The following is a 10,192-nucleotide window of genomic DNA, read 5'->3' as shown; positions in this document are numbered from 1 at the left end:
AGAGAAGCTGCGCTTCGCCATCCGTGAAGGCGGCCGCACCGTCGGTGCCGGCATCGTCGTCACCATCAAAGAGTAATTTGGACTTAAACCGATCTGTCGCGGGCGCTGCCCGCGCCGCGCCAGAACAAGGAAGTGACGCATGAACGGACAGAATATCCGCATCCGCCTGAAGGCGTTTGATCACCGGGTGCTTGACGCCTCGACGCGGGAAATCGTGTCGACGGCCAAGCGCACCGGCGCCAACGTCCGCGGCCCCATTCCGCTGCCGACGCGGATCGAAAAGTTCACGGTCAACCGGTCGCCTCACGTCGACAAGAAGAGCCGCGAGCAGTTCGAGATGCGCACGCACAAGCGTCTGCTCGACATCGTCGATCCGACCCCGCAGACGGTCGACGCTTTGATGAAGCTCGATCTTGCCGCCGGTGTCGACGTCGAGATCAAGCTCTAAGGAACCAGAGCGGCGGGGCGACCCGGAACTCTGAAGGAACAAGAGGCGTGGAGGGGCGACAAGCCCCGACAGGGAACTCTGAAGGAACAAGAGGCGTGGAGGGGCGACAGCCCCGACAGGGAACTCTGAAGGAACAAGAGGCGTGGAGGGGCGACAGCCCCGACAGGGAACTCTAAAGGAATGAACCGATGCGTTCAGGTGTGATTGCAAAGAAGGTGGGAATGACCCGCATCTACAACGATGCCGGGGAACATGTTCCCGTCACCGTTCTCCAGATGGAGAACTGCCAGGTCGTGGCGCAGCGCACGCAGGAGAAGAACGGCTATACCGCCGTCCAGCTCGGCGTTGGCCTTGCCAAGGTGAAGAACACGTCGAAGGCGATGCGCGGCCATTTCGCGACCGCTTCCGTCGAGCCGAAGGCCAAGGTTGCCGAGTTCCGCGTCTCCGCCGACAACATGATCGATGTCGGCGCCGAGATTACCGTCGATCATTTCGTCGTCGGCCAGAAGGTCGATGTGACGGGAACCACGATCGGCAAGGGTTTCCAGGGCGTCATCAAGCGGCACCACATGGGCGGCGGCCGCGCGACCCACGGCAACTCGGTCTCGCACCGTACGCACGGCTCGACCGGCCAGCGCCAGGACCCGGGCAAGGTGTTCAAGGGCAAGCATATGGCCGGCCACATGGGTGACACCCGCGTCACCACGCAGAATGTCGAGGTCGTCTCGACCGATGCCGATCGCGGTCTGATCCTGATCCGCGGCGCGGTTCCCGGTTCGAAGGGCGCCTGGATCCTGGTCCGTGACGCAGCCAAGGTTGCGCTGCCGGCCAATGCGCCGAAGCCCGCCGCAATCCGCGCCATTGCAACCAATGATGGCGCCAAGAACGATGCCCCGGCCACAGTAGATGCCCCGGCCACAGAGGGAGCGGAATAATGGACCTCAAGATCACAACGCTTGGCGGCAAGGACGCCGGCAAGGTGAAACTCTCCGAGGAGATTTTCGGCCTTGATCCGCGCGAGGACATCCTGCAGCGCGTCGTGCGCTGGCAGCTTGCCAAGAAGCAGCAGGGCACGCACAAGACCAAGGGTCGCGCCGAGATCTCCCGCACCGGCGCCAAGATGTACAAGCAGAAGGGTACGGGCCGCGCCCGTCACCATTCGGCACGCGCTCCGCAGTTCCGCGGCGGCGGCAAGGCCCACGGCCCGGTCGTCCGCAGCCACGAGCACGATTTGCCGAAGAAGGTGCGTGCGCTGGGCCTCAAGCATGCTCTCTCGGCCAAGGCCAAGAGCGCCTCGCTCATCATCATTGATGAGCTGATGCTGACCGAGGCCAAGACCAAGGCGCTGATCGCGAATTTCGCGACGCTGGGCCTGTCCAACGCCCTGCTGATCGGCGGCGCCGAGCTCGACAAGAATTTCAAGCTGGCGGCCACGAACATCCCGAACATCGACGTGCTGCCCATCCAGGGCATCAACGTCTACGACATTCTGCGCCGCGGCACGCTGGTCCTTTCGAAGGCCGCCGTCGAGGCTCTCGAGGAGCGCTTCAAATGACCGACCTTCGTCACTACGACGTGATCGTCTCGCCGGCGATCACCGAAAAGTCGACCATGGCTTCCGAGCAGAACCAGGTCGTCTTCAACGTCGCCAAGAAGGCGTCGAAGCCGGAAATCAAGGCTGCCGTCGAAGCGCTGTTCGGCGTCAAGGTGATGGCCGTGAACACGCTTGTCCGCAAGGGCAAGATCAAGCGCTTCCGCGGCACAATCGGCCGCCAGAGCGACGTCAAGAAGGCGATTGTGACGCTGGCCGACGGCCAGTCGATCGACGTCGCGACGGGTCTCTGAGCAAGACCGCGAGGACATCAGACATGGCACTGAAAAAATTCAACCCGATAACGCCGAGCACCCGCCAGCTGGTCATCGTCGACCGCTCGGGCCTCTACAAGGGCAAGCCCGTCAAGGGCCTGACCCAGGGCCTGACCAAATCGGGCGGCCGCAACAATTACGGCCGCATCACCGCCCGCTTCATCGGCGGCGGTCACAAGCGTACGTACCGCATCATCGACTTCAAGCGCCGCAAGTTCGACATTGTCGGCACGGTCGAGCGTATCGAATACGATCCGAACCGCAGCGCCTTCATCGCGCTGATCAAGTATGACGATGGCGAGCTGTCCTACATCATCGCTCCGCAGCGCCTTGCTGCCGGCGACAAGATCGTGGCCGGCGAAGCGGTCGACGTGAAGCCGGGCAATGCGATGCCGCTGGCCTCGATGCCGGTCGGCACGATCGTCCACAACATCGAGCTGAAGCCGGGCAAGGGCGCCCAGGTTGCCCGTTCGGCTGGCGGTTATGCCCAGCTCGTCGGCCGTGACCAGGGCATGGCGATCCTGCGCCTCAACTCAGGCGAGCAGCGTGTCGTCCACGGCTCGTGCATGGCCACTGTCGGCGCCGTGTCCAACCCGGACCACGGCAACATCAATGACGGCAAGGCAGGCCGCACGGTGTGGCGGGGAAAACGTCCGCACAACCGCGGCGTGACCATGAACCCGGTCGACCATCCGCACGGCGGCGGCGAAGGCCGCACCTCGGGTGGCCGCCATCCGGTTTCGCCTTGGGGCAAGCCGACCAAGGGCAAGAAGACGCGGTCCAATAAGGCGACCGACAAGTTCATCCTGCGCTCGCGCCATCAGCGCAAGAGCTAAGAAGAGGTAACGCCAAGTGACTCGTTCGATTTGGAAAGGCCCCTTCATCGACGGCTACCTTCTCAAGAAGGTGGACAAGGTTCGTGAAGGTGGTCGCAATGAGGTGATCAAGATGTGGAGCCGTCGCTCCACCATCCTGCCGCAGTTCGTCGGCTTCACCTTCGGTGTCTACAACGGCCAGAAGCACGTTCCCGTTTCGGTGAACGAGGACATGGTCGGCCACAAGTTCGGTGAATTCGCTCCGACCCGGACCTATTACGGTCACGGCGCGGATAAGAAGGCGAAGAGGAAATAATCATGGGCAAGGCCAAAGCTCCGCGCAGGCTTGCTGACAACGAAGCGCGCGCCGTGTTGCGCACGATCCGTATCAGCCCGCAGAAGCTGAACCTGGTTGCCGCGCTGATCCGCGGCAAGAAGGTCGCGACAGCGCTTTCCGATCTCGAATTCTCGGCCAAGCGGATTTCCGGCACGGTCAAGAAGACGCTGGAATCGGCGATCGCCAACGCGGAAAACAACCACGACCTCGACGTCGATGCGCTGATCGTGGCGGAAGCCTATGTCGGCAAGTCGATCGTCATGAAGCGGTTCCATGCCCGTGGCCGTGGCCGCGCCAGCCGTATCGAGAAGCCGTTCTCGCACCTCACGATCGTCGTTCGTGAAGTCGAAGAAAAAGTGGAGGCCGCATAATGGGCCAGAAAATCAATCCGATCGGTCTGCGTCTCGGCATCAACCGCACCTGGGATTCGCGCTGGTTCGCCAACACCGGCGAGTACGGCAAGCTGCTGCATGAGGACATCAAGATCCGCAAGTATCTTGAGAAGGAACTCAAGCAGGCTGCGATCTCGAAGGTCGTGATCGAGCGTCCGCACAAGAAGTGCCGCGTCACCATCCATGCGGCGCGTCCGGGCCTGATCATCGGCAAGAAGGGCGCCGACATCGAGAAGCTTCGCAGGAAGCTGATGGAGATGACGAAGTCCGAGACGCATTTGAACATCGTCGAAGTGCGTAAGCCCGAGATCGACGCGACGCTGGTCGCCCAGTCGATCGCCCAGCAGCTCGAGCGCCGTATCGCGTTCCGCCGCGCCATGAAGCGCGCCGTGCAGTCGGCGATGCGCCTCGGTGCCGAAGGCATCCGCATCAACTGCGCCGGCCGTCTCGGCGGCGCCGAGATCGCGCGCATGGAATGGTATCGCGAAGGTCGCGTGCCGCTGCATACGCTGCGCGCTGACGTCGACTACGGCACGGCCGAAGCACACACCGCCTACGGCATCTGCGGTGTCAAGGTCTGGGTGTTCAAGGGCGAAATCCTCGAGCACGACCCGATGGCTTCGGAGCGCCGCGCCACCGAGGGCGATCATGCGCATGGCGGTGGTGGTGAGCGCGAACGCGGTCGCCGTCGCGAAAACGCCTGAGACAGTTGAGAATTTGGAGTTAGAACGATGCTGCAGCCAAAGCGCACAAAGTTCCGCAAGCAGTTCAAGGGTCGTATCCATGGTGCCGCCAAGGGTGGCACCAATCTGGATTTCGGCGGTTTCGGGCTGAAGGCGCTTGAGCCGAACCGCGTCACCGCGCGTGAGATCGAGGCGGCCCGCCGCGCGATCACCCGCGAGATGAAGCGCGCCGGCCGCGTCTGGATCCGTATCTTCCCGGACGTGCCGGTGACGTCGAAGCCGACCGAAGTCCGCATGGGCAAGGGCAAGGGCGCGGTCGATTACTGGGCGGCGCGCGTCAAGCCTGGCCGCATCATGTTCGAGATCGACGGCGTCAATGAGGAAACCGCCCGTGAGGCGCTGCGTCTCGGCGCGGCCAAGCTCTCGGTCAGGACGCGCTTCGTACAGCGCATCGCAGAATAAGGACGGGCTGATCATGAAAGCCGAAGACATCCGGACCAAAACCCAGGACCAGCTGTCCGACGAATTGGCCAGCCTGAAGAAGGAGCAGTTCAACCTGCGCTTCCAGAAGGCCACCGGCCAGCTCGAGAAGACCGCGCGCGTGAGGCAGGTCCGCAAGGACATTGCGCGTATCAAGACCATCGCTGCGGAAAAGTCCGCGGCTAAGAAGGCTTAAGGACGAAAACCATGCCAAAGCGCATTCTGCAGGGCACCGTCGTCAGCGACAAAAACGAGAAGACGGTTGTCGTCAAGGTCGAACGGCGCTTCACGCATCCCGTGATGAAGAAGACCGTGCGCATGACCAAGAAGTACAAGGCGCACGACGAGAACAACGCCCACAAGGTCGGCGATCAGGTGTTCATCCAGGAATCGAAGCCGATTTCCAAGGACAAGCGCTGGACCGTCGTGTCTTCGGACCAGGCGTAAACAACGAATTTTGGACAGACCGGGGAGGGGCTTTGCGCCCGTCCCGTTAGAAGAGAAGAAGGCGGCCAGTCATGATTCAGATGCAAACAAACCTCGACGTCGCGGATAATTCCGGCGCCCGTCGTGTCATGTGCATCAAGGTGCTGGGCGGCTCGAAGCGGAAATACGCTTCCGTGGGCGACATCATCGTGGTGTCGATCAAGGAAGCCATCCCGCGCGGCCGCGTCAAGAAGGGCGATGTGATGAAGGCGGTCGTGGTTCGCACGGCCAAGGACATCCGCCGCCCGGACGGCAGCGTGATCCGTTTCGACAAGAACGCGGCCGTTCTCGTCGACAACAAGAAAGAGCCGATCGGCACGCGTATCTTCGGACCGGTTCCGCGCGAACTCCGCGCCAAGAACCACATGAAGATCATCTCGCTCGCGCCTGAAGTGCTGTAAGGAGCCGGACCAATGCAGAAGATTAGAAAAGGCGACAAGGTCATCGTGCTGGCCGGCAAGGACAAGGGCCGTTCGGGCGAAGTCCTCTCGGTACAGCCGAAGGAAGACACCGCGCTGGTGCGCGGCGTCAACATGATCCGTCGTCACCAGAAGCAGTCCCAGTCCCAAGAGGGCGGGATCATCACCAAGGAAGCGCCGATCCAGCTGTCGAACATCGCGCTGGCCGACCCCAAGGATGGCAAGCCGACCCGTGTCGGCTTCATCTTCCAGAAGGACGGCAAGAAGGTGCGCGTCGCCAAGCGCTCGGGAGAAGTCATCAATGGCTAAGGCTCAAACCAAGCAGGCGACTGCCCAGAACACGCCGCGCCTCAAGCAGGTCTACAACGAGACCATCCGCAAGGCGCTGCAGGAGCAGTTCGGCTACGAGAACGAGATGCAGGTTCCGCGCATCGACAAGATCGTGCTGAACATGGGCGTCGGCGAAGCGACCGGCGATTCGAAGAAGCCTTCGATCGCGGCGGAAGATCTTGCGCTGATCGCCGGCCAGAAGGCCGTCGTCACCCACGCGCGCAACTCGATCGCCGGCTTCAAGGTCCGCGAAAAGATGCCGATCGGCGCCAAGGTCACGCTGCGCAAGGAACGCATGTACGAGTTCCTCGACCGCCTCGTGAACATCGCGCTGCCGCGCGTCCGCGACTTCCGCGGACTCAATCCGAAGAGCTTCGATGGCCGTGGCAACTATGCCATGGGCATCAAGGAACACATCGTGTTCCCGGAGATCAACTACGACAAGGTTGATCAGATCTGGGGCATGGACGTCATCGTTTGTACGACTGCGAAGACGGACGACGAAGCCAGGGCATTGCTCAAGGCCTTCAACTTCCCCTTCCGCCAGTAACGGCAGCGAGAAAAGGAAAAATCTGAAATGGCAAAGACCAGCTCAGTCGAGAAGAACAACAGGCGCCGCAAGCTTGTGGACCAGTACGCTGCCAAGCGTAAGGTCCTCAAGGCGATCATCATGGATCAGTCCAAGCCGATGGAAGAGCGCTTCCGCGCTCAGCTGAAGCTTGCGGCACTGCCGCGCAACTCGGCCAAGATCCGCATCCGCAACCGCTGCGAAGTCACCGGACGTCCGCGTGCCTATTATCGCAAGCTCAAAGTATCGCGCATCGCGCTTCGTGATCTCGGCAACAACGGCCAGATCCCGGGCCTGGTCAAGTCGAGCTGGTAAGGAGGACATAACATGTCATTGAGCGATCCTCTCGGCGATATGCTGACCCGCATCCGCAACGCCTATGGCCGCAAGAAGTCGAGCGTTTCGACGCCGGCCTCGCGCCTGCGCACCCGCGTCCTCGACGTGCTGAAGGCGGAAGGCTATATCCGCGACTACAGCCAGACCGACTTCGACAACGGCAAGTCCGAAATCGAGATCGAGCTGAAGTATTTCGACGGTGCGCCGGTGGTGCGCGAAATCGCCCGCGTCTCGAAGCCGGGCCGTCGCGTTTACGTTTCGGCGAAGTCGATCCCGCACGTCGCCAACGGCCTCGGCATCGCCATCCTTTCGACGCCGAAGGGCGTGATGGCCGACCACGAAGCGCGTGAACAGAATGTCGGCGGGGAAATCCTCTGCCAGATATTCTGATCTGGAGCGCGATCCCGAACCGAACCACGCAGTGAAAAGTGGAACCGGATTTGGACAAGATCACGCTCGAAACAGAGACCTGAAACAAGAGAAGTGACGAGGACAACAAAATGTCTCGTATTGGAAAGAAACCCGTTTCGCTGCCGCAGGGCGTGACCGCGACCGTCGACGGCCAGACCGTCACGGCGAAGGGCCCCAAGGGTGAGCTGAAGTTCGTGGTCAACGACGAAGTGCTGGTCAAGATGGAAGGCAGCGAGATCGCTGTCCAGCCACGCGACCAGACCAAGACCGCCCGTTCCAAATGGGGCATGTCGCGCACGCAGATCGTCAACATCCTGCAGGGCGTCAAGGACGGTTTCGAAAAGAAGCTCGAGATCACCGGCGTCGGCTATCGCGCCGCCATGCAGGGCAAGAACCTGCAGCTGGCGCTCGGCTTCAGCCATGACGTCGTCTACGAAACGCCGCAGGACATCACCATCACCGTGCCGAAGCCGACGGAAATCACCGTGACCGGCATCGACAAGCAGAAGGTCGGTCAGGTCGCTGCCGAGATCCGCGAATATCGCGGTCCTGAGCCGTACAAGGGTAAGGGCGTTCGTTACGCTGGCGAGAAGATCGTCCGCAAGGAAGGCAAGAAGAAGTAATTTCGTCAATGGTGAATGGTGAATGGTAAAATGGCAGTAGGATGGGCAGGAGCCGGACGGCACCTGGTTTCTACCTTTCACCATTTTTCCATTCACCATTCACTGCAAATCAACGCCGCGGGGAGCGGTCGCGGGAGGCTTGTCCTACCGCACAGGGTTGCCCCCGTTTTTTGAAGGCAAGGAACTGATATCATGGGCTCGAAAGACTCCACCCAACGCCGCGCTCAGCGCGTCCGCCGCCAGATCAAGAAGGTCGCTGGCGAGCGTCCGCGTCTGTCGGTCCACCGCACGTCGAAGAACATCTACGTCCAGGTCATCGACGACGCCAAGGGCCACACCATCGCTGCCGCCTCGACGCTGGAGAAGGACCTCAAGGGTTCGCTCAAGACCGGTGCCGACACTGCCGCCGCTGTGGCAATCGGCAAGCTGATTGCCGAGCGCGCTTCGAAGGCCGGCGTCAAGGAAGTCGTCTTCGACCGCGGACCGTACATCTATCACGGCCGCGTCAAGGCGCTGGCCGAGGCCGCCCGTGAAGGTGGCTTGAGCTTCTAAAGCATGATCCCGAACCGGAGGTCAGCGCAGCAATAAGTTGCAGACTTTTCGGATAAGATCATGCGAAGGGAAAAATGAGTTTCGCTCCCGGCAACCCACAGAGGGAACCGGATATCATCATCAACCGTGCTTCCGGAAAAAAACAAGGAACAGGATATGGCACAGGAACGTAGGGATGGCGGCCGCGGCCGTGATCGCGAAGAGCGCGACGACGGCATGGTGGACAAGCTCGTCCACATCAACCGCGTCGCCAAGGTCGTCAAGGGCGGCCGGCGCTTCGGCTTTGCAGCACTCGTCGTCGTCGGCGACCAGAAGGGCCGTGTCGGCTTTGGTCACGGCAAGGCGCGCGAAGTGCCAGAGGCGATCCGCAAGGCGACCGAATCGGCCAAGCGCGACATGATCTTCGTGCCGCTGCGCTCGGGCCGTACGCTGCATCACGACGTCGAAGGACGCTGGGGTGCCGGACGCGTTCTGCTGCGCGCTGCCAAGCAGGGTACCGGCATCATCGCCGGCGGCCCGATGCGCGCCGTCTTCGAGACGCTCGGCATGCATGACGTGGTCGCCAAGTCGATGGGTTCGTCGAACCCCTACAACATGGTTCGCGCCACCTTCGACGCGCTGAAGAGCCAGATGCATCCCAAGGATGTGGCTGCCGCGCGCGGCATCAAGTATTCGACCCTTCAGGCCCGCCGCGGCACCGCCGTTGCGGCCGAAGAATAGTCGACGCTGACCAGGGATATTGACCATGGCCAAGAAAGCAACCAAGACCATCACCGTCGAGCAGATCGGTTCGCCGATCCGCCGGCCGAAGGAGCAGCGCGCGACGCTGGTCGGCCTCGGCCTCAACAAGATGCACAAGCAGCGCACGCTGGAGGACACCCCCTCCGTGCGCGGCATGATCGCTGCCGTCCAGCATCTCGTCCGCGTCGTGGACGAGGGCTGAACCAGAGCGCAGGAGAACTCAGATGAAACTCAACGATCTGCGTGACAAGGACGGCGCGACGCATTCCAGGAAGCGTCTCGGCCGCGGCATCGGCTCCGGCTCGGGCAAGACCGCCGGTCGCGGCGTCAAGGGCCAGAAGGCGCGCTCCGGCGTCGCCGTCAACGGCTTCGAGGGTGGCCAGATGCCGCTCTACCGGCGCTTGCCGAAGCGTGGCTTCAACAACATCTTCGCCAAGAGCTTTGCCGTCGTGTCGCTGGCCCGCATCCAGGCTGCGCTCGATGCCAAGAAGCTCGACGCCAAGACGACCGTGACCGCCGAAGCGCTGGTCGCGGCCGGCGTCATCCGCCGCGTCAAGGACGGCGTGCGCATCCTCTCCGACGGCGAGATCAAGTCGAAGCTTGCCTTCGACGTGGCCGGCGCCTCCAAGGCTGCCGTCGAGAAGATCGAAAAGGCCGGCGGTTCGGTGAAGCTGCCGGAAAAGGCAGCAGCCGAGTAACGGCGAT

The 10,192-nt window shown here is 62.1% G+C and carries 22 protein-coding genes; all 22 read left to right on the top strand.

Features of this window, described 5'->3' with window-relative positions; all coding sequences use genetic code 11:
• Positions 1–76: EF-Tu C-terminal domain-related protein (locus AC0L2B_RS18440; protein ID WP_454589835.1), on the top strand; the 76-nt coding region annotated here is incomplete at its 5' end.
• 63 nt (positions 77–139) lie between these two features.
• Positions 140–448, top strand: a complete 309-nt coding sequence (gene rpsJ / locus AC0L2B_RS18435) for a 30S ribosomal protein S10 (RefSeq protein WP_006205468.1) — start codon at positions 140–142, stop codon at positions 446–448.
• Positions 449–636: 188 nt separating this feature from the next.
• Positions 637–1,383 (top strand): 50S ribosomal protein L3, encoded by a 747-nt coding sequence (gene rplC, locus AC0L2B_RS18430; RefSeq protein WP_091591200.1) that lies wholly within the window; start codon positions 637–639, stop codon positions 1,381–1,383.
• Complete coding sequence (gene rplD, locus AC0L2B_RS18425; RefSeq protein ID WP_473746344.1) at positions 1,383–2,003, top strand: 50S ribosomal protein L4; 621 nt, start codon at positions 1,383–1,385, stop codon at positions 2,001–2,003. Before rplC ends, rplD begins: the two co-directional genes overlap by 1 nt.
• A complete protein-coding gene (locus AC0L2B_RS18420; RefSeq protein WP_010909275.1) occupies positions 2,000–2,293 on the top strand; it encodes a 50S ribosomal protein L23 in 294 nt (97 codons plus the stop codon). Before rplD ends, AC0L2B_RS18420 begins: the two co-directional genes overlap by 4 nt.
• Before the next feature lie 23 nt (positions 2,294–2,316).
• Positions 2,317–3,150: a 50S ribosomal protein L2 gene (rplB, locus tag AC0L2B_RS18415; protein ID WP_027154041.1), complete on the top strand. Its 834-nt coding sequence runs from the start codon at positions 2,317–2,319 to the stop codon at positions 3,148–3,150.
• Between the two features lie 16 nt (positions 3,151–3,166).
• Positions 3,167–3,445 (top strand): 30S ribosomal protein S19, encoded by a 279-nt coding sequence (gene rpsS, locus AC0L2B_RS18410; RefSeq protein WP_006205463.1) that lies wholly within the window; start codon positions 3,167–3,169, stop codon positions 3,443–3,445.
• 2 nt (positions 3,446–3,447) lie between these two features.
• Positions 3,448–3,837, top strand: coding sequence for a 50S ribosomal protein L22 (gene rplV, locus AC0L2B_RS18405; RefSeq protein WP_023799292.1), 390 nt, complete (start codon positions 3,448–3,450; stop codon positions 3,835–3,837).
• Positions 3,837–4,562, top strand: a complete 726-nt coding sequence (gene rpsC, locus AC0L2B_RS18400; protein WP_023799291.1) for a 30S ribosomal protein S3 — start codon at positions 3,837–3,839, stop codon at positions 4,560–4,562. Before rplV ends, rpsC begins: the two co-directional genes overlap by 1 nt.
• Positions 4,563–4,589: 27 nt before the next feature.
• The gene (gene rplP / locus AC0L2B_RS18395; protein WP_023799290.1) at positions 4,590–5,003 is read left to right on the top strand and encodes a 50S ribosomal protein L16; all 414 of its coding nucleotides are present in this window, start codon (positions 4,590–4,592) and stop codon (positions 5,001–5,003) included.
• 13 nt (positions 5,004–5,016) lie between these two features.
• Positions 5,017–5,217, top strand: a complete 201-nt coding sequence (gene rpmC / locus AC0L2B_RS18390) for a 50S ribosomal protein L29 (RefSeq protein WP_236372877.1) — start codon at positions 5,017–5,019, stop codon at positions 5,215–5,217.
• Positions 5,218–5,228: 11 nt separating this feature from the next.
• Positions 5,229–5,468, top strand: coding sequence for a 30S ribosomal protein S17 (gene rpsQ / locus AC0L2B_RS18385; protein WP_023799288.1), 240 nt, complete (start codon positions 5,229–5,231; stop codon positions 5,466–5,468).
• A gap of 71 nt (positions 5,469–5,539) precedes the next feature.
• Positions 5,540–5,908 carry a 50S ribosomal protein L14 gene (gene rplN, locus AC0L2B_RS18380; RefSeq protein WP_006205457.1) on the top strand — a complete coding sequence of 123 codons (369 nt, stop codon included), beginning with the start codon at positions 5,540–5,542 and terminating at the stop codon, positions 5,906–5,908.
• A gap of 12 nt (positions 5,909–5,920) precedes the next feature.
• Complete coding sequence (rplX, locus tag AC0L2B_RS18375) at positions 5,921–6,235, top strand: 50S ribosomal protein L24 (RefSeq protein ID WP_091591195.1); 315 nt, start codon at positions 5,921–5,923, stop codon at positions 6,233–6,235.
• Positions 6,228–6,806, top strand: a complete 579-nt coding sequence (rplE, locus tag AC0L2B_RS18370; protein WP_023799287.1) for a 50S ribosomal protein L5 — start codon at positions 6,228–6,230, stop codon at positions 6,804–6,806. The genes rplX and rplE overlap by 8 nt, the downstream gene beginning before the upstream one ends.
• 27 nt (positions 6,807–6,833) lie before the next feature.
• Positions 6,834–7,139, top strand: a complete 306-nt coding sequence (gene rpsN / locus AC0L2B_RS18365) for a 30S ribosomal protein S14 (RefSeq protein WP_023799286.1) — start codon at positions 6,834–6,836, stop codon at positions 7,137–7,139.
• A 12-nt stretch (positions 7,140–7,151) separates the two neighbouring features.
• Entirely contained in the window at positions 7,152–7,550 is a 399-nt protein-coding gene (gene rpsH, locus AC0L2B_RS18360) for a 30S ribosomal protein S8 (protein WP_006205453.1), read from the top strand.
• Positions 7,551–7,660: 110 nt separating this feature from the next.
• Positions 7,661–8,194: a 50S ribosomal protein L6 gene (rplF, locus tag AC0L2B_RS18355; RefSeq protein WP_023799285.1), complete on the top strand. Its 534-nt coding sequence runs from the start codon at positions 7,661–7,663 to the stop codon at positions 8,192–8,194.
• Between the two features lie 192 nt (positions 8,195–8,386).
• A complete protein-coding gene (gene rplR / locus AC0L2B_RS18350; protein ID WP_023799284.1) occupies positions 8,387–8,746 on the top strand; it encodes a 50S ribosomal protein L18 in 360 nt (119 codons plus the stop codon).
• 156 nt (positions 8,747–8,902) lie between these two features.
• Positions 8,903–9,466, top strand: coding sequence for a 30S ribosomal protein S5 (gene rpsE, locus AC0L2B_RS18345; protein WP_006333394.1), 564 nt, complete (start codon positions 8,903–8,905; stop codon positions 9,464–9,466).
• 25 nt (positions 9,467–9,491) lie between these two features.
• The gene (gene rpmD, locus AC0L2B_RS18340) at positions 9,492–9,689 is read left to right on the top strand and encodes a 50S ribosomal protein L30 (RefSeq protein ID WP_006205449.1); all 198 of its coding nucleotides are present in this window, start codon (positions 9,492–9,494) and stop codon (positions 9,687–9,689) included.
• Positions 9,690–9,711: 22 nt separating this feature from the next.
• On the top strand, positions 9,712–10,185 hold the full coding sequence (gene rplO, locus AC0L2B_RS18335; protein ID WP_023799283.1) for a 50S ribosomal protein L15: 474 nt from the start codon (positions 9,712–9,714) through the stop codon (positions 10,183–10,185).
• The last annotated feature ends 7 nt before the right edge of the window (positions 10,186–10,192 follow it).

The sequence above is a fragment of the Mesorhizobium sp. WSM4815 genome (assembly GCF_055811575.1).
This window is presented reverse-complemented; position numbering and strand designations above follow the sequence as displayed.